This is a genomic window from Cylindrospermum stagnale PCC 7417 (assembly GCF_000317535.1).
Lineage (GTDB): Bacteria > Cyanobacteriota > Cyanobacteriia > Cyanobacteriales > Nostocaceae > Cylindrospermum > Cylindrospermum stagnale.
In genome coordinates this window covers 6402501-6421836 of sequence record NC_019757.1, presented here as the reverse complement: position 1 = coordinate 6421836, position 19336 = coordinate 6402501, and the positions used below count along the sequence as shown (strand labels likewise).

At 44.9% G+C, this 19336-nt stretch carries 15 protein-coding genes and 2 rRNA genes (1 of these 17 running past the window's edge); 12 read left to right on the top strand and 5 right to left on the bottom strand.

Annotated features, from left to right (window positions below):
- Positions 1–51: 51 nt before the first annotated feature.
- Positions 52–726: an S-layer homology domain-containing protein gene (locus CYLST_RS27150; RefSeq protein ID WP_015210945.1), complete on the top strand. Its 675-nt coding sequence runs from the start codon at positions 52–54 to the stop codon at positions 724–726.
- A 109-nt stretch (positions 727–835) separates the two neighbouring features.
- Here the strand turns inward: CYLST_RS27150 and CYLST_RS27145 are convergent, their stop codons facing one another.
- Positions 836–1402, bottom strand: coding sequence for a hypothetical protein (locus CYLST_RS27145; RefSeq protein ID WP_041233295.1), 567 nt, complete (start codon positions 1400–1402; stop codon positions 836–838).
- A 328-nt stretch (positions 1403–1730) separates the two neighbouring features.
- Between CYLST_RS27145 and dxs the strand changes: the two genes are divergently transcribed.
- From dxs to CYLST_RS27125, 4 genes are all read left to right on the top strand, one after another.
- Complete coding sequence (dxs, locus tag CYLST_RS27140) at positions 1731–3638, top strand: 1-deoxy-D-xylulose-5-phosphate synthase (RefSeq protein ID WP_015210943.1); 1908 nt, start codon at positions 1731–1733, stop codon at positions 3636–3638.
- A 231-nt stretch (positions 3639–3869) separates the two neighbouring features.
- Complete coding sequence (locus CYLST_RS27135) at positions 3870–5915, top strand: cation:proton antiporter domain-containing protein (RefSeq protein ID WP_015210942.1); 2046 nt, start codon at positions 3870–3872, stop codon at positions 5913–5915.
- 111 nt (positions 5916–6026) lie between these two features.
- Entirely contained in the window at positions 6027–7088 is a 1062-nt protein-coding gene (mtnA, locus tag CYLST_RS27130; protein ID WP_015210941.1) for an S-methyl-5-thioribose-1-phosphate isomerase, read from the top strand.
- A gap of 27 nt (positions 7089–7115) precedes the next feature.
- Positions 7116–7541 carry a hypothetical protein gene (locus CYLST_RS27125; RefSeq protein WP_015210940.1) on the top strand — a complete coding sequence of 142 codons (426 nt, stop codon included), beginning with the start codon at positions 7116–7118 and terminating at the stop codon, positions 7539–7541.
- A 75-nt stretch (positions 7542–7616) separates the two neighbouring features.
- Here CYLST_RS27125 and CYLST_RS27120 read toward each other — a convergent pair whose 3' ends face one another.
- Positions 7617–8732 carry an ABC transporter ATP-binding protein gene (locus CYLST_RS27120; RefSeq protein WP_015210939.1) on the bottom strand — a complete coding sequence of 372 codons (1116 nt, stop codon included), beginning with the start codon at positions 8730–8732 and terminating at the stop codon, positions 7617–7619.
- Positions 8733–8803: 71 nt separating this feature from the next.
- Positions 8804–9517: a GUN4 domain-containing protein gene (locus CYLST_RS27115; RefSeq protein ID WP_015210938.1), complete on the bottom strand. Its 714-nt coding sequence runs from the start codon at positions 9515–9517 to the stop codon at positions 8804–8806.
- A gap of 332 nt (positions 9518–9849) precedes the next feature.
- Here CYLST_RS27115 and CYLST_RS27110 point away from each other — a divergent pair, with 332 nt between their 5' ends.
- Together CYLST_RS27110 and CYLST_RS27105 are read left to right on the top strand one after the other, a co-directional pair.
- Positions 9850–11271 carry an NADP-dependent isocitrate dehydrogenase gene (locus CYLST_RS27110; protein WP_015210937.1) on the top strand — a complete coding sequence of 474 codons (1422 nt, stop codon included), beginning with the start codon at positions 9850–9852 and terminating at the stop codon, positions 11269–11271.
- Positions 11272–11533: 262 nt separating this feature from the next.
- A complete protein-coding gene (locus tag CYLST_RS27105) occupies positions 11534–12277 on the top strand; it encodes a superoxide dismutase (RefSeq protein ID WP_015210936.1) in 744 nt (247 codons plus the stop codon).
- 49 nt (positions 12278–12326) lie between these two features.
- Here the strand turns inward: CYLST_RS27105 and rsmG are convergent, their stop codons facing one another.
- On the bottom strand, positions 12327–13076 hold the full coding sequence (gene rsmG, locus CYLST_RS27100; protein ID WP_015210935.1) for a 16S rRNA (guanine(527)-N(7))-methyltransferase RsmG: 750 nt from the start codon (positions 13074–13076) through the stop codon (positions 12327–12329).
- A gap of 61 nt (positions 13077–13137) precedes the next feature.
- The gene (locus CYLST_RS27095; RefSeq protein WP_015210934.1) at positions 13138–13812 is read right to left on the bottom strand and encodes an ABC transporter ATP-binding protein; all 675 of its coding nucleotides are present in this window, start codon (positions 13810–13812) and stop codon (positions 13138–13140) included.
- Between the two features lie 314 nt (positions 13813–14126).
- On the opposite strand from CYLST_RS27095, the gene CYLST_RS27090 reads away from it, so the two are divergent.
- The 5 genes from CYLST_RS27090 to CYLST_RS27065 all read left to right on the top strand — a co-directional run.
- A complete protein-coding gene (locus tag CYLST_RS27090) occupies positions 14127–15065 on the top strand; it encodes a Sll0314/Alr1548 family TPR repeat-containing protein (RefSeq protein ID WP_015210933.1) in 939 nt (312 codons plus the stop codon).
- Between the two features lie 96 nt (positions 15066–15161).
- Positions 15162–15614, top strand: a complete 453-nt coding sequence (locus tag CYLST_RS27085) for a DUF3531 family protein (RefSeq protein ID WP_015210932.1) — start codon at positions 15162–15164, stop codon at positions 15612–15614.
- Between the two features lie 5 nt (positions 15615–15619).
- A complete protein-coding gene (locus CYLST_RS27080) occupies positions 15620–16051 on the top strand; it encodes an NUDIX hydrolase (protein ID WP_015210931.1) in 432 nt (143 codons plus the stop codon).
- Between the two features lie 783 nt (positions 16052–16834).
- A 16S ribosomal RNA gene (locus CYLST_RS27070) occupies positions 16835–18323 on the top strand.
- A 304-nt stretch (positions 18324–18627) separates the two neighbouring features.
- A 23S ribosomal RNA gene (locus CYLST_RS27065) occupies positions 18628–19336 on the top strand (it continues 2120 nt past the right edge of the window).
- Together the 16S and 23S rRNA genes form the textbook arrangement of a ribosomal RNA operon.

The following is a 19336-nucleotide window of genomic DNA, read 5'->3' as shown; positions in this document are numbered from 1 at the left end:
TAGAACAAACTAGAGTAAAAATAGCAGATTCAAAATTGGATTATGAGGAATATGCAGCATTTACTGGGTACACTTTCCTTAGTAGCATTACTACAAAGCTTTCCTGCAATTGTTCAGGCTCAAGCCCTAGAAAGTAGCATTGAGATAGAACCTAATACTATCCAACAGGTGCTAAATGCCAAGCTGATGACTAATTTACCAGATGGGCAATTTTATCCAGAAAGGTTAATTAGTCGTGCAGAATTAGCCTCAATTTTAGTCAAGTCATTTCAACTAGACAAACGCCAAGCGGCTAAACAAAAAAATGCCGTAACAGTGCCAGATGTTCCTAGTTCTTATTGGGCATTTAACGATATACAGATAGTGCTTAAAACAGATATTATGAAAGGCTACCGGGGGAATCTATTTTTCCCGAACCAAAGAATAACTAGAGCGGAAGCTTTAGCCATTTTCGCCCAAGCTTATGGCGTCTTTCAATTTTCTGATGACAGTGTTAACGAAATTCTTAGCCCTTATGCAGATGCAGCCACTATCCCCCCGTGGGCGAAAAAGGCGATCGCTACAGTAGTCAGTGAAGGCTTTATCAATACTGACCCCCAAGGTAACATTGCCCCATTACGACCAATGACACGCGGCGATATGGCCTACCTATTGAGCAAATATTTGCAACGCCAACAGCAACAACCAGACACACCAGTAGTTCCTGGTGCGCCCCAAAGTTTATAGTTATATACTGAATAAGCTGTCGGAGATTTAACTTGCGTAATTAGGGTGGGCTGTCTAGCCCAGCCAACAAGACTTTTCTACTTTAGTAGCTAATGAGAGCAATTCGTACCTAATATTTAAATTTACGCTTGATTTGGGAAGTAAGCCCTAACATACCCAAAGACAAAAGACCTAAAATAGAATTTGATTCAGGTATAGCTTGAACAAGCAAAGATCCTGAATTTCCATCAATGATGAAATCAGCCCCTGATTGCGGAACCTGAAACAGCGATAACTCAGAATTAACTACTCCTTTTAAATAAGTATCGCCTGCTACCTCACCACCAAAATCGATTAAGCCGAAAATTTCTTGTGTGTTTGTATCGAAATTGAACTTGAAATAGTTAGTTGTCGAGATGCCGTTAACAACATTATCATAAGCAGAAATAAAATTATTAGCAGGGTCAAAAAACGAGATATTGAGGGATTGTAAAAAATTAGTTGCTCCTGGGCCACTCTCGGAAAAGGAAGTTGGGACTATGTTCTCATCAAAACTAAAGGAACCCTTAGCTGAATAATTACTATTGCCACTCCAGCTAAAATCATAGGTAATAGCCTGAGCAGGAGCTATTGCTATAAATGCGATCGCTACAGCTGTGCTCATTGTCAAGGTGAGAGTTGAAAATAGATTTTTCATTTTTTTGCGCTTTTGCTAATAAAAAACACTAGTACCGCAGAAAACGGACATCGAACCACAGACAGATTTTACCACGCTGAGTATCAGACTAATTCGGTAATTTTTCCAGTACTTACATTCAGTAAAGCCAATATTTTGTATCATAAAATACTCTAAATTGCATTTGTTGCTGACATAACTGGCTCGAATCATCAAAAGCTATTAGCTAATTACCTTAATTATGTTTTAGATTACAACTTGGTAACAGTATGATTCTTGTGGCTGTCCCAGCATGGGAAAATCAAAAGAATGCCAGAAATAGAGTTTAGAGAGAGGAAAATCCTATAATATGCACCTGAGTGAAATCACCCATCCTAACCAGTTGCATGGTTTGTCGATTCGGCAATTGCAACAGATTGCCCGTCAGATTCGAGATAAACACTTACAAACCGTAGCAGCAACAGGGGGGCATTTGGGGCCCGGTTTGGGAGTTGTAGAATTAACCCTAGGGCTTTACCAGACGCTCGACTTGGATCGGGATAAAGTTATTTGGGATGTAGGACATCAAGCTTATCCCCACAAACTACTCACAGGACGCTACAGCAACTTCCACACTCTCAGGCAAAAAAATGGAGTTGCCGGTTATCTCAAGCGCTGTGAAAACAAGTTTGACCACTTTGGGGCGGGACACGCTTCAACCAGTATCTCCGCAGCTTTGGGTATGGCTTTAGCCAGAGACTTGAAAGGGGAAAAATTTAAAGCCGTCGCTGTAATTGGCGATGGGGCCCTGACTGGGGGTATGGCTTTAGAAGCCATTAACCATGCTGGACACTTACCCAAAACTAGCTTGCTGGTTGTTCTCAATGACAACGAGATGTCCATCTCTCCCAACGTGGGCGCGATTCCCCGCTACCTCAATAAAATGCGCCTCAGTGCTCCGGTGCAGTTTATTAAGGATAATTTTGAGGGACAACTCAAACAAATTCCCTTTGTTGGTGAATCCCTGTCTCCCGAACTAGAACGCATCAAAGAAGGTATGAAGCGCTTGGCCGTTCCCAAAGTTGGCGCAGTTTTTGAAGAACTGGGCTTTACCTATATGGGACCAGTCGATGGGCATAATTTAGAGGAATTAATTGCTACCTTCCAACAGGCGCATCAAATGCCAGGGCCTGTTTTGGTGCATGTAGTCACAACCAAAGGCAAAGGCTACGAAATTGCCGAACTAGACCAAGTCGGTTACCATGCCCAAAACCCGTTTAATGTGGCAACTGGCAAAGCTATTCCCTCCAACAAGCCCAAACCCCCCGCTTATGCTAAAGTCTTTTCTCACACCTTAGTAAAACTTGCTGAACAAAACCCGAAAATTGTGGGGATTACGGCGGCAATGGCAACGGGTACAGGTTTAGACAAGCTTCAGGCAAAACTGCCCAATCAATATATTGATGTTGGGATTGCCGAACAACACGCTGTCACCTTGGCAGCAGGACTGGCAACTGAAGGAATGCGCCCTGTGGCCGCCATTTATTCTACTTTCCTACAACGTGCCTACGACCAGATCATCCACGATGTCTGCATTCAAAACCTGCCTGTGTTCTTCTGCTTAGATAGGGCAGGAATTGTCGGTGCTGATGGCCCTACCCATCAAGGTATGTATGATATTGCTTATCTGCGTTGTATTCCCAATATTGTGGTGATGGCACCTAAAGATGAAGCGGAACTGCAACGCATGGTGGTGACAGGTGTTAACCATACCGACGGACCAATTGCTATGCGCTTTCCCCGTGGCAACGGCTACGGCGTCCCTCTGATGGAAGAAGGTTGGGAACCTCTAGAAATCGGCAAAGGCGAAATTCTCCGCCAAGGCGATGATGTGTTAATCCTTGGCTATGGTTCGATGGTGTACACAGCGATGCAAGCTGCGGAAATTCTCAGCGAACATGGCATTGAAGCGACTGTGATTAATGCCCGTTTTGTCAAGCCTTTGGATACTGACTTGATATTGCCTTTAGCGAAGCAAATTGGGCGCGTTGTCACTTTAGAAGAAGGCTGTCTCATGGGTGGCTTTGGTTCTGCGGTGGCAGAAGCCTTGATGGATGCTGATATTTTGGTGCCGGTGAAGCGTATCGGTGTGCCAGATATATTGGTAGATCACGCTACACCAGATGAATCTTATGCAGCATTAGGTTTAACTAGTCGGCAAATAGCGGAAAAAGTTCTGCAAACTTACTTTCAAAAGCAAGCATCTGCTGTTGTCTAGTTAATTGTTAATTTAAGCTAGGGTGGGTATTACCCACTCTACAAAGAAAGCTGAATTAGCCAAATTTCTCAAGTCAAGACTTTATTAAATTTGATGGCTGAACTATCTTTAGACAGAAATTGTCTCTAATTTCCTAAATATATATCTGAAAACAGTTACCGATGGGATTAGCGTTTTGAGATGGTACTAGAGATTTGATTTCAGTGTAGTTATAGTGCCTAACAAACATCTATGAACCCAAATGCGATTGCAACTTTGTGGCTGAGAGTGAGTGATTTACCGCTGTCTGCAATATTTACCACACCTTTAAAAGACCCGGTGCCCGTTTTTCTGATGATTTTGGGGATTATGCTGATTGCACCCCTGCTGTTTGAAAAAATTCACCTACCGGGGATTGTGGGGTTAATTCTGGCGGGGGTTGTGGTCGGGCCAAATGGATTGGGACTGCTGGCACGAGATAACACGATTGTGCTTTTAGGTACAGTTGGTTTGCTGTTTCTCATGTTCATGGCAGGGCTGGAAACTAGTTTAGATGACATGAAATATAACGCTGATAAGGCGGTCATCTTTGGATTAGCTACCTTTGCGATCCCGATGGGATTAGGTACTGTAGCCATGTTGTCCATCGGCTACAGTTTTTTGCCTTCAATTTTGGTGGCTTCTTGTTTCGCTTCCCATACCCTGCTTTCCTTACCGATAGCTAGTAAGTTGGGAATTATGCGATCGCCAGTCTTAACTGCCACTTTGGGAGGTACCTTAATCACCAATACTTTAGCGCTTTTGGTGTTAGCGGTGGTAGTCAGAGCGCATGAAGGCAGTTTAACCCTGAGTTTTTGGCTGTTTCTGATTCCTTCATTAATTATCTACACTTTTCTCACCCTTTGGGGCGTTCCTCGCATTGGACGGTGGTTTTTTCGGCGGTTCGGCCATGACGAAGGAGCAGAATTTACCTTTGTTTTGGCTACCTTATTTGTGGTTTCCTATGGAGCAGAATTAGTCCAGATTGAGCCGATTATTGGCGCTTTTTTAGCAGGTGTGGCAATTACTCAACTGATTCCCCAACTCAGTCCCTTGATGAATCGGATTCAATTCATTGGAAATACGCTGTTTGTGCCGTTTTTCCTGATTTCTGTGGGGATGTTGGTGAATCCAAAAATTTTGTTTCAAGAACCGCGAGCGCTCTTGGTGTCAGGTGTGATGGTGGCTGTGGCTATTGTTGCCAAGTTTCTCCCCGCTTGGGGTGCGGGCAAGTTATTTGGATACAACTTTAACAATATTATGGTGATGTTTGGGCTATCGGTGGCTCAGGCTGCGTCAACTTTGGCAGCAATCACCGTTGCTTACAATATTCAGCTAGTTGATCAATTAACTGTGAATGGAACGATCGCCATGATTTTAGTTACCTGTGTTGGTTCTCCTTGGATAACCGCTAAATGGGGACAAAATCTCAAGTCAGAAGCTACCGTTACCCAAACCAGTCGAGGAGAAAATTTAGGCGATCGCGTTTTAGTCCCAGTTGCTAACCCCAATACCGAAGATAACCTGCTAAAGTTGGCAATCATCCTCGCGAAATCTGCGAAGGGCACACTGTTACCACTGCACATTTTATTGGAGGCGGGTACACCCATTTCTCCAGAAGCTAAAGCTAGACAAAATCAGTTACTCTCAACCGCAGAGATGATTGCCCATGCATCAGTGACTAATGTTATCCCCATTGGTCGGATTGATGAATCAATTGACAAGGGAATTGCCCGTGTAGCCGAAGAAAAGCAAGCAAGTGTCATTGTTTGCGGTTGGAAGGGTTACTCGACTTACCAGGAAAACTTGTTTGGTAACGTCATCGACAAAATTGTGCTTCGTAGTTCAGTGCCGGTGTTGGTAACTCGATTTCCCTTACCCATTGAGCATACGAAACGCGTATTTTTCGCTTTCACCACCCAACAAACTGACGCTAGTTCTTTTGGACAAAGTATCCTCTTAGCCAAAAGTTTGGCCACGGAATTTAAAGCCTCTCTGCAACTATTGCAAGTCGTGTCTATCCGAGGGGCCAACGCTGATTTGGATGTCGCCGAACTCCCAGCAGATATACCTATGCAAACAGTGCGGGGTAATTTTGTCCGCCAAGTTTCACAGTTACTCAAAACCAACGATTTGCTGTTGTTGAATGGGGCTGTTGAGCAGAAAACTCAAATATTTTCGCTTCTCGGTGATGTACCAGAAGCGATCGCTCGCACTCAACCTCAAGTTTCTATGATTATTGCCTATTTCCCTCACTAGGGCAGGCATTCGAGCAAAAATTCATAACTGTTTCACAGCCTCTCTCCACGTCAAAGAGAGGTTAAACTGTATTTCCAATCCAAAATCTAAAATCTAAAATCCAAAATTGCGATGACATCTTCCACAAATCAGGTTTATCCCGTTATTTGGCACAATAACTCAGTCTCTCTCATCGACCAAACCCGTTTACCTAACGAGTATAGTTTCGTAGAAATTCACCGCAGCGACGATATGGCGCTGGCGATAAAAACTATGATTGTCAGGGGAGCGCCTGCAATTGGTGTCGCTGCGGCTTATGGAATGTATCTTGGAGCGAGGGAAATTGAAACCAGCGATCGCCGCGAATTTTTGGATAACTTAGAGAAAGTCGCCGAGTTGTTGCGTTCCACCCGTCCCACAGCGGTAAACTTGTTTTGGGCAATTGGCAGAATGATGAAAACTGCCTACGAAAGTTTAGGAACAGTAGCAGAAATTAAACAAACCCTCTTACAAACCGCCCAAGCTATTAATACTGAAGATTTGCAAACCTGTCAGGCTATAGGTGATCGTGGTTTAGCCGCATTACCCAAAACTCCAGAAAAGCTGACGATTTTGACTCATTGCAACGCTGGAGCCTTAGCAACTGCTGGTTATGGTACTGCACTTGGTGTAGTCCGTTCCGCTTGGAGAGAAGGAAGGTTAATGCGGGTGTTTGCTGATGAAACCCGTCCCCGGTTGCAAGGTGCAAAACTCACCGCTTGGGAATGTGTGCAAGAAGGTATACCCGTGACTGTGATTACAGATAACATGGCGGCCCATTGTATGCAACGGGGTTTGATTCATGCTGTAGTTGTCGGTGCTGACAGAATTGCTGCTAATGGGGACACTGCGAATAAAATTGGGACTTACAGTTTAGCGATCGCATCTCTTGCACATAATATTCCCTTCTTCGTCGCAGCACCCCTTTCTACCATTGATTTTCAACTAACCGACGGTAGCCAAATCCCCATTGAAGAACGTGAACCAACAGAAATATACCAAATTGGTGAAACTATTCTCACACCATCAGGAGTCGAATATTACAACCCAGCTTTTGATGTCACTCCAGCAAAGTTAATTACAGCCATCATTACAGAAAATGGTGCATTTGCTCCTAGTGACTTAGCAAAAGCTCAAACAAAGCAAGTGGGTTAAATCTAAAAGCTAGGTACAAATTTCCCAATGAAAACATTAATTCCGACAATTTCCTTAATTCTTTGCAGTATTTGGCTAGTGAGTTGTAGTAATTCTCAACCTGATCTAGTAAAGCCAACTCCCTCAAATAACGTCGAACAAGTCAAAACCGAAACTTCCCCAAAACCTGTAACAGCTAATCCAGCCAACACCACTGAACAACCAAAAATTGGCACAATCAAAGAGTTGGTAAACGGTGATCTCAAATGCTACGCCACCCTAGTAGATGAAAACGGAAAAGAACATAATCTTGGCGCGTCATTTGAAGTTTGTGAACCCGAAAAGTTTTTAAATAAGAAAGTGAGTTTAGCTTATGGGATAGAATCAGTTAATGATTGTCAAAGTGCTGAACCTTGCGGTAAAAGCAAAAAAGAATCTCTGATTATAAAAATGGAGATTTTGGCTGAAAAATAAACCTAAAAACCCGAAATATCAAAATGGTGTTATGGTCTGCGGCGCTAACACAAAAAATGTTAGCCGCGAATAACCTCATTTTAAGGGATACAAAGTCTCGCCCGTACTAGAGTCAAATACAAATAACTGATTTAAATCTAGTTGTAGCGAAAGCCGTTCCCCCGGACGCAAACGCACACCTCCACCCACCTGCACATTTAGCAACACCGATGAACCAAGTAAACTCGCACGAATCAAAGTTTCCCTCCCCAAAGGTTCTACCACCTTCACCTCAACAACTAACTCTCCCCCCTCTTCCTCTCTGTGTTCTCTGCGCCTCTGCGGTTCGTTAATATAAATATGTTCTGGACGAATACCCAAATCAAAACTTTGTCCTTGAGGCAACTTTAAACTCTCCAGCACATCTGAGGGAACAGTTAATAACTGCCCACTTACATCAAAACCATTACTCTTATAGACTGCTGGCAAAATATTCATCGGGGGATTGCCCAAAAAAGTCGCTACCATCAAGTTAGCGGGACGGGCGTAAATACCTTGGGGTTCGCCAATTTGTTGAATTCGTCCCCGGTTTAGTACCACAATTTTATCGGCCAAGGTCATCGCCTCAACTTGATCATGGGTTACATAGATAGTCGTAATCCCCAACGATTGATGTAACTGTTTTAATTCAGCCCTGGTATCATCGCGCAATTGGGCATCTAAATTAGACAAAGGTTCATCAAGTAAAAAAAGTTGTGGTTGACGGGCGATAGCTCTTCCCAATGCTACCCGTTGTTGCTGTCCCCCTGAGAGCTGCTTGGGTTTGCGGTCTAAAAGGTGTTCAAGAGAAAGCGATCGCGCAACGGTCACCACCCGTTCCTGAATAGTCTTGGAGTCAACTTTTCGCATCTGCATGCCAAAGCCGATGTTTTCCGCCACCGTCATGTGAGGATAAAGGGCATAGTTCTGGAACACCATCGCCACATCCCTTTGTCTGGCTGGGACATCGTTCACTAAGCGATCGCCTATAAACAATTTGCCAGATGTGGCAGTTTCCAAACCAGCGATAGTTCGCAAAATCGTAGACTTACCACAACCAGAAGGTCCAACCAATACCCAAAACTCGCCGTCAGGAATTTCAAAGCTAATGTCCTCAATAGCAGTGACGTTGTTAAATCTACGCTTAATGTTTTCTAGAATAACTCTTGCCATTATTCAATTTTGTCCTTTTTGATTTGTCATTTGTCCTTGATAAATAAGGACTAATGACTACTAATTAATAGCTAATTCCAAGCTGGATGACCTAGTAAAGCAGCCATCACCCGTACCCCACGCAGTTGATTTGAGAGGGGTAGATGACCTCTGGGGGCGCTTAAATCCCAGGTGAATTCGTGGGGATATCTTGTCCAGTTATTACCACTCTTCCAGCCGATTTTCGGCCAGAAATTGTCCCAATTTTTCGCCAAACTCAACCAAATTTCTCGTTGTACTGAAAAGCCAAACTTGCCTTCTGAGTGGACTAACCACAGATTGTTAATCGTTTGCAAGTCCTGAGTAGGGAAATTTTCTGCCTCAGTAAAATACAACCATTTTCTTTGTACTGCCTGGGGGCCTGCTACTTCACACATTTTTTGAATGGTAACTAGATCAGCCGCTTGGAAGTCTTGGAGGGCAAGTAGCTGTTGCAAAGAATTGTAATTAATCCCGCACTCTGATTTTAGAGGTACAATTCCCTCAGGATAATAAGTTTGTAGAAATTCCTTGGCTGTAGGTGCATCAGATTTGTAAAGGACTTGGTAGGCTTTGCCATCAATCCAAGTTGCTGGGGTATCACGACGTTTCAGTAAAAATTCCCTCAACACATATTCCCCCTCATTGCCCAAATCAGCTAACTGCGGGATTATTTGTTGTTGGACTTTTTCCGACCCAGCGTTTAACGACTTTCGCAGGGAGTCGATGTCATTAGCAGTGCCTGATACAATCATTGGGTCTGTCATGCCATTACTCGTGTTAGCGGTCAGTGAATAGGCAGATTGCCTAAGGCGCGTCGAAGACGAACGGCTATCGGGTGTTCACATCAGCGAAGCACTGATAGCGAAAAGTAGTTTACTATTTTAGATTGCCTCCGGCACGCTACTCGCGTTCGCACAAAATAGCGATTTTCTCACTGATATTCCACACCTTAGCCCCAAATATTGTACAAGGGGAAGTAGGGGATAATCTGCGCTTCATGATTTGGTGAAAATAAGACACAGCAAAATCGGCTAGCCAACCAAAGAAAAATTTTCTCACTTTGAGTGGCGGCGTATCTATCTGGAGTGTGTAATGTATGTACGATAAGATTATTCCCCCCACAACAGGATCAAAAATCACCTTCAAAAAAGGTGAGCCGATTGTGCCGGACAATCCAATTATCCCCTTTATTCGCGGTGACGGCACGGGTATAGATATCTGGCCTGCTGCCCAAAAAGTTCTGGATGCGGCAGTAGCAAAGGCATACAAAGGCACACGAGAAATTAACTGGTTTAAGGTTTATGCTGGCGATGAAGCCTGTGATTTATACGGCACATACCAGTACTTGCCTCAGGATACTCTCACAGCAATTGAAGAATATGGCGTTGCTATCAAAGGGCCACTAACCACCCCCGTCGGCGGCGGGATTCGTTCCTTAAACGTGGCGTTGCGGCAAATTTTTGACCTTTATGCCTGCGTGCGTCCTTGTCGCTACTACGCAGGTACGCCATCTCCGCACAAAAACCCCGAAAAACTAGATGTAATTATTTATCGGGAAAATACGGAAGATATTTATTTGGGCATTGAGTGGAAACAAGGAAGTGAAATTGGCGATCGCTTAATTAAAATCCTCAACGAAGAACTCATCCCCGCCACCCCAGAACATGGTAAAAAGCAAATTCCCTTAGATTCTGGCATTGGCATCAAACCCATCAGCAAAACCGGTTCTCAGCGCCTAGTCAGACGCGCGATCCAACACGCCCTGCTATTGCCCAAAAACAAGCAGCAAGTGACTTTGGTGCATAAGGGCAACATTATGAAGTACACCGAAGGCGCTTTCCGCGATTGGGGTTATGAAGTCGCCACCAGCGAATTTCGCCAAGAAACAGTCACCGAAAGGGAATCTTGGATTTTGAGTAACAAGGAGAAAAACCCGAATATCTCCTTAGAAGACAACGCCCAGCAGATTGATCCTGGGTTCAACTCCCTGACCCCAGAGAAAAAGGCACAAATTGTTAAGGAAGTTGAAGAAGTTCTTAACTCAATTTGGGCAACCCACGGCAACGGCCAGTGGAAAGAGAAGATTATGGTCAATGACCGGATTGCTGACAGTATTTTTCAACAAATCCAAACTAGACCGGATGAATATTCGATTTTGGCGACGATGAACTTGAATGGCGATTACTTGTCAGATGCCGCAGCGGCGATTGTTGGCGGCTTGGGAATGGGGCCAGGAGCTAATATTGGCGATTCCAGTGCGATTTTTGAAGCAACCCACGGCACAGCACCAAAACACGCGGGATTAGACCGAATTAACCCCGGTTCCGTGATTCTTTCGGGTGTGATGATGCTGGAGTTTCTGGGTTGGCAGGAAGCAGCGGATTTGGTGAAAAAAGGTTTAGGAGATGCGATCGCTAACGGTCAAGTCACCTACGATTTAGCCAGGTTGCTAGAACCACCAGTCGAACCTTTAAAATGTTCTGAATTTGCCGAAGCAATTATTCAGCACTTTGGTTAATTGTCGGGGTGGGGTTTCCCCAGCTATCTATCACCTAAAGTCTGAATTTACCAAAGCAATAATTCAGCATTTTGGTTAATTGTCAGGGCGGGGTTTTCCCGCCCGTCTGCTGATGACATTATTCAGCATTTTGGTTAATTATCTAAGACGGAATTTCCCCATCCATCTATTCCCAATGCCCGATTTGTGACGTCTAATTTCTTTGGTATCATTTGCACTCAGAATCGAAAGAAATACTAATAGATTGGCTGCAAAAAAACCTATGAATCTTAATCGTCGTCACTTCTTGCTTTTATTCGGATCTGGTGTAGCTGCTTTTGCACTAGAAAATTATGCTTTGGCCGAGAAATCTCCTAGTGGGAACGCCACAACTCCCAGTACCTCCGGGGCTATTGAATTACCACCTTTGCCATACGCCTACGAAGCGCTGGAACCGCATATTGATGCCAGAACAATGCAGTTTCATCATGATAAACACCATGCAGCTTATGTAAACAACCTGAATGCAGCCTTAGATAAACACCCAGAACTCAAAAGCAAAACTGTTGAACAACTGTTGCAGAACCTTGACCAAGTCCCCGCAGATATTCGCACCACAGTCCGCAATAATGGCGGTGGCCATGTGAATCACTCCATGTTTTGGAAAATTATGAAACCCAATGGCGGCGGCGAACCAACAGGAGAAATAGCCACCGCAATCAATCAAACTTTTGGCAGTTTTGAAAATTTCAAAAAAAAGTTTAACTCAGCTGGTGAAGCTCGTTTTGGTAGTGGTTGGGTTTGGCTAGTCCGCACTCCTGGTGGCAATTTAGAAATTACAACCACAGCTAACCAAGATAATCCCCTCATTGAAAGCCAGTACCCCATTTTCGGTAATGACGTATGGGAACACGCTTATTATCTTAAATACCAGAACCGTCGCCCCGATTATTTAGATGCTTGGTGGAACGTGGTTAACTGGGATGAAATTAACCAGCGGTTTGCCGACGCCACTAAAAAATCATAAGTTCTGAGTAGGAATACAGAGGAGAAGGGGACGGTGAAATGGTCTCGTTTTAAAGCGGATTTTGAGTTGGTATACCAATAGCACGGGGAAATTGAACAGGTGTGTTTACCACTTTCCGCAAGTACAGGCAATGACGAATACTATTAGTTAGGGGAGTTGTAAATTGTTCGATTGATTCAATTACCCCACCCAACTGGTTAGCAGCATTTTGCAAAGCTGTTGTTTCATCCTCTGTCCAATTACCACGATAAATTACAGCCAAACCGCCTTGTTTGACCAATGGTAGGGCATATTCGGCACAGACGGAGGGTGTACCAACAGCACGAATCAGGGCGATATCGTAGGTTTTGCGGTGCTGGCTTTGTTGACCAATTTCTTCGGCTCTACCAATGAGAGTTTTGATGTTGGTTAGGGCCAGTGTAGTTAATATCGTTTCAATAAACGTAATTTTTTTGCGCGTTGAATCCAAAAGGGTAACTTTGCAATTAGGAAAAGCGATCGCGATCGGTATACCCGGAAAACCTGCACCGGTGCCAATATCAATCACAGACCCACCCTCTGGAAGGACTGGGATAAATTGCCGCTGTGGCGCAATTCCCCTTAGAGAATCCCAGAGATGTTTTTCCCAAAACTCTTGGGGTTCAGTGATGCGAGTGAGATTTAACTGGCGATTTCCTTCCAGAACTAATTCATAAAGCTGCTGGAATTGCGATCGCTGTAGGGCTGTTGGTTGCCAATTAAGAGTTTGTTGCCAAATTTCTGCCATCTCAGGCAGCAAGGGAGAGGTTAAGTTAGTCATTAGTCACTAATCATTGGTCGTTAGTCATTATCGCCTGCTCCCCTGCCCTCTTTGCCCTATTTTATGCCGCGGGTAGAGGTTGTTTCACTTTAGCTCCCAGTGTCTTCGGGTCAACTGGTTTTAGTTCACCGTGGTTGAGTGTCCAGCAACGATCTGCGATCGCTAACAAATCCCCAGCGTCGTGTGTTACAACCAACAAAGTCCAATCTTGTTTCAGTTTCGCCAATAAATTTACCAGTTGCCGACGCATTGACCAATCTAACCCAGCTGTGGGTTCATCCATCAATAATAAATTCGGTTGGCGGATTAATTGCACCGCCAAAGCTAAACGCCGTTGCTGACCACCGCTCAAAGCATAAGGTGCAGCAGAAAGGGATAAATGCTCTAATCCCACTTCACTCAATGCCTGTTTCACCCGCTCAGAGCCTAACTCAGGATGCCCTAAACGCAATTCCTCTAAAATCGTCCCGCCACAAAAATGCCGCTCTGGAAACTGAAACACCAACCCAGCCAACTGTTGTAGCTGTTCAGCAATCAGTTCTTGATCCCGCCAGCAGACTGCTCCAGATGTGGGGTCAGCTAGACCAGATAGAATTTCTAATAAGGTACTTTTACCGGAACCGCTAGGGCCGATAATCAGACCCAGTTGCTGGGGTGCTAATTCCAGGTTGAGAGATTTGAGAATCGGAGTTGGGCAGGCTGTGGGATGATAAATCAGATTTCTGAGATAGAGCATTTGTTAAGATTACCAAAAAGTCAGCGAATAACTGTTTAACTACACCGAGAGCAACTGGAAAATTCCCCAAAGTTTCATCGCGCATTACCTGCACTAAAACCTTTATCTGGTACCAAGAATCAACCGCTTTCTCTCCATTGTGGCAGAATTACCCTAGAACAATGGCTACAACAACTGTGGGAACCTGGAAAAATTACCACAGTCAACCTGTATAGAAAATCTTGATAGCAACAAATGCACATTATAGTTAACTATTTTTTGCATTTTAAGTAACAGATACAACTATTTCAACCGCAATTATTCTGAGTATTTCTATGACTAAACAGTTTTTTGTTCCTCAGTCAATTGTCTTTGCCAAACTAACTGACCTTGCCAAGGTGACTTTTACTGCGGCGATCGCTCTAAATCTCTGGGTAAGTCCCTCTCTTGCTGGCGATCCGTTTCGGACTAGTAAGCCTCATGAAATTGGTGCCCAAACGGAGGCAGCTTTTAACGCCATGTTCCAACAGGGTGACTATCTAGCTGCTGATCGTTATCTGAAACAAGCAATATCCAGTGAGCCAAATGAACCTCTCGCTTATGCCATGAAGGCATCCTTAGCCTATGGAAACAAGGACTGGGCTAAACTAGAAAATTACAGCAAGAAAACCCTAGAAACTGGACAAAAGCTAATTGTTAGTGATCCATTGCGTGGTAACTTGTACACTGCTGTTGGTCATTTTTTAGAGGGAGCGGTAATTATCACCCGTAAAGGCACAGTCAACGGCGCTTCACCAGCCTTAAGCCGGTTGCGGCAAGTGTATGAATACTTAGACAAAGCAGAAGCGGTTTCTGCCAACGATCCAGAATTGAATTTAATCAAGGGCTATATGGATTTAATGCTAGCTGTCAATCTGCCTTTTGCTAGCCCAGATCAGGCAATTGAACGCTTAGAACAAAATGCTGCTCCTCGGTATCTAGTGGATCGGGGTATTGCCCTAGCCTACCGGGATTTAAAACAATACTCTCAGGCCCTAGAGTATGCAAACCAGGCTTTAAAAACGACAGCCGATAACCCCGAAATTCATTACCTCAAAGCCCAAATCCTCCAAGAACAAGGGAAGAAAGAAAAAAGTCGGCAATTGTTCCAGGAAGCGATCGCTAATTTTGACAAAGCATTGACTAAAAAAGCCCAACTTCCAGGCAATTTGGTAAGACAAATTGAACGTGAACGCAGTCAGGCGGCTAACCGCTTAAATAATCCTGGTGGGTAATTAGCTGGTGATAAGTGCTTAAGTGCTGACTACTAACCTATGAACAGCCCTGATATGCTTATTTTCAGTACACATAAATTTTGATATTGGACGCAAATGCAAATTCAGTTCCGCGAGATTAATCCTTTTGATGTCTGGATTTGGCTAAAATTCAGCACAATTCCTTCCGAACGTGAAAAGCAATATGTAGAAGAGGTATTCAATTCCTGGTTTTATCTGGGTAAATTGGGTGCATTTAATGCCGAAAATCTCCAGGTGCAGGACTCAGGTCTTGATATCAGCTATATGGGTTATGACTCAGAAGGTTATGAAAAAAGCCTGCTAGCGCTAATGCACAACATGGGTGAGTTTGAGTATGAGGATGGCTGGGGGCGATGCTGGTTTGATTTGGGAACCGCTGATGCGATCGCCCTTGATATTCTCATCAACGCCCTCACACAGCTAAGTGCCGAATATGTCAACATTGAAGAATTGTACATCGGCGGCGAAAATCAAGACTGGCCTGTGGAAGATAGCGACAGTCGTTCTTACTCTATGTACGATAATTGACAAGAATGAACAATCCAGGTGAAATTCGGGTCATAGCTCTGGGGCTAATTCGGGATGGCGATCGTATATTTGTTTCTGAAGGACACGACCCCGTCAAGCAAGAAACATTTTATCGCGCTTTAGGTGGTGGTGTAGAGTTTGGTGAAACCAGCCGTATAGCCTTAGAACGAGAATTTCAAGAAGAAATTCAGGCAGAATTAACGAATATTCGCTATTTGGGTTGTATAGAAAACCTGTTTACATTCGACGGTAGGCAGGGGCACGAAATTATTCAGCTTTATCAATGTGACTTTGCCGAACCCAAGTTTTATCAACTGGAAAACTTGATGTTTTCTGAGTCAGACACTCATAAACACCAGGCGCTATGGATAGATATTAACCGCTGTAGATCTGGTAATTTAAAATTAGTGCCAGAGGTATTTTTTGATTATTTGTAAAGTACATTCAGGATAGTGATTGCAGGTAAACCAGTATATTAGTTAACTACGCCTTATTGTTACCTATGGTTCTCAGTGCTACTATTAGTTGGGCGTCCGCTAGATGCCATCAATTCGCGCTATCCCACTTTCGACGTCAGTTCATATATTATATGTGGGCTAGCTATGTGGGCACAAATCTAAAACCTAACTTTATCTGAGTTCTGGGGATAGGCTGCAAGGGGGGCAGTACGAACTACACATAGGGACGTTGTAGAAATGCCACAGCCGACAGAAAGCCAGACCACACATTGATGCTATCTATTCCATATCAGCATCATCAATCCCATCAGAAGTTGGTTTCGTTTTGAGCGAAGCGCTAGACCCTGACCATTTGTACACTTGACTAACCTCAAGAGTCTTGACGTTACAACCAAAGCATTTAAGACTTTTTGTGCAAAAGTGACGTACATTATCTGGACTTAGACCTAAAAAATTTTTAGCTGTTGCCTCCCGCATTATGCTTAACTAGCAAGGATTAGAGGCGATTCTCATTCGGTTCATGTGGCTGCCCAGAAAAAAAAATGGTTTACCCCTTGACAGAACAGAAAAGGTATTGCTATATTAATTGAGGTGAAGGGCAAGCGCCCCAACCGCCGAACCGAGAAAAAAAAATACTTTGAAAGTTTAAAGACAACCATACCTCGTCAAGAGATTTAAGTTTGGGTTTACCCAAAACGGAATCGAAAAAATAGAGGATTCCGAAACATAAAGTTTTCGGAGCCAACAAACTCGAGTCACAACAAAACGGAGAGTTTGATCCTGGCTCAGGATGAACGCTGGCGGTATGCTTAACACATGCAAGTCGAACGGTCTCTTCGGAGATAGTGGCGGACGGGTGAGTAACGCGTGAGAATCTGCCTTCAGGTCTGGGACAACCACTGGAAACGGTGGCTAATACCGGATGTGCCGAGAGGTGAAAGGTTAACTGCCTGAAGAGGAGCTCGCGTCTGATTAGCTAGTTGGTGGGGTAAAAGCCTACCAAGGCGACGATCAGTAGCTGGTCTGAGAGGATGATCAGCCACACTGGGACTGAGACACGGCCCAGACTCCTACGGGAGGCAGCAGTGGGGAATTTTCCGCAATGGGCGAAAGCCTGACGGAGCAATACCGCGTGAGGGAGGAAGGCTCTTGGGTTGTAAACCTCTTTTCTCAGGGAATAAAAAAATGAAGGTACCTGAGGAATAAGCATCGGCTAACTCCGTGCCAGCAGCCGCGGTAATACGGAGGATGCAAGCGTTATCCGGAATGATTGGGCGTAAAGCGTCCGCAGGTGGCTATGTAAGTCTGCTGTTAAAGAGCAAGGCTCAACCTTGTAAAGGCAGTGGAAACTACATAGCTAGAGTGCGTTCGGGGCAGAGGGAATTCCTGGTGTAGCGGTGAAATGCGTAGATATCAGGAAGAACACCGGTGGCGAAAGCGCTCTGCTAGGCCGCAACTGACACTGAGGGACGAAAGCTAGGGGAGCGAATGGGATTAGATACCCCAGTAGTCCTAGCCGTAAACGATGGATACTAGGCGTTGCTTGTATCGACCCGAGCAGTGCCGTAGCTAACGCGTTAAGTATCCCGCCTGGGGAGTACGCACGCAAGTGTGAAACTCAAAGGAATTGACGGGGGCCCGCACAAGCGGTGGAGTATGTGGTTTAATTCGATGCAACGCGAAGAACCTTACCAAGGCTTGACATGTCGCGAATCTCCTTGAAAGGGGAGAGTGCCTTCGGGAGCGCGAACACAGGTGGTGCATGGCTGTCGTCAGCTCGTGTCGTGAGATGTTGGGTTAAGTCCCGCAACGAGCGCAACCCTCGTTTTTAGTTGCCAGCACTTCGGGTGGGCACTCTAGAGAGACTGCCGGTGACAAACCGGAGGAAGGTGGGGATGACGTCAAGTCAGCATGCCCCTTACGCCTTGGGCTACACACGTACTACAATGCTACGGACAGAGGGCAGCAAGCTAGCGATAGCAAGCTAATCCCGGAAACCGTAGCTCAGTTCAGATCGCAGGCTGCAACTCGCCTGCGTGAAGGAGGAATCGCTAGTAATTGCAGGTCAGCATACTGCAGTGAATTCGTTCCCGGGCCTTGTACACACCGCCCGTCACACCATGGAAGCTGGTCACGCCCGAAGTCGTTACCCCAACCCTTGTGGAGGGGGATGCCTAAGGCAGGACTGGTGACTGGGGTGAAGTCGTAACAAGGTAGCCGTACCGGAAGGTGTGGCTGGATCACCTCCTTTTAGGGAGACCTACCCACTCAGATATCGAAAACAATCAGCGATTAGATATTGAGTTGGTCATCCTAAGGTCGGTCGAGATTGGTTGAAACTTTCAAAGTATTAATGGTTCGGTTAATCAATGCTCAAAGCTATCTCAAATATCTGGATATATAAACTCAGCAACTAGGCTTATATGCCAGACTGCTGGGAATGAAACCAGCCAGAACCTTGAAAACTGCATAGTGACGCGAAAAAAATTGCAGGCAGACACAGACATAAGTCATGTTCGTGGATGCTTTAAAGTGAAACACCAAAATGTTTGAGTGGTCAAGCTAATAAGGGCTAACGGTGGATACCTAGGCACACAGAGGCGATGAAGGACGTGGTTACCGACGATATGCTCCGGGGAGTTGGAAGCAAACAAAGATCCGGAGATTTCCGAATGGGGCAACCCTAAATACTACCTGCTGAATATATAGGCAGGAGAGAGCCAACCCAGCGAACTGAAACATCTTAGTAGCTGGAGGAAGAGAAATCAAATAGAGATTCCCTAAGTAGTGGTGAGCGAAAGGGGAAGAGCCTAAACCAATTGGTTTACCGATTGGGGTTGTGGGACAGCGAGATCGAATCTAGAGACTAGACGAAGCAGCTAAATACTGCACCAGAGGAGGTGAAAGTCCTGTAGTCGAAAGTCAAAGGATAGTAGCTGAATCCCGAGTAGCATGGGGCACGAGGAATCCCATGTGAATCCGCGAGGACCACCTCGTAAGGCTAAATACTACTGTGTGACCGATAGTGAACCAGTACCGCGAGGGAAAGGTGAAAAGAACCCCGGAAGGGGAGTGAAATAGAACATGAAACCGTTAGCTTACAAGCAGTGGGAGGACGATTTAACGTCTGACCGCGTGCCTGTTGAAGAATGAGCCGGCGACTTATAGGCACTGGTAGGTTAAAGCGAGAATGCTGGAGCCAAAGCGAAAGCGAGTCTGAAGAGGGCGATAATCAGTGTTTATAGACCCGAACCCTGGTGATCT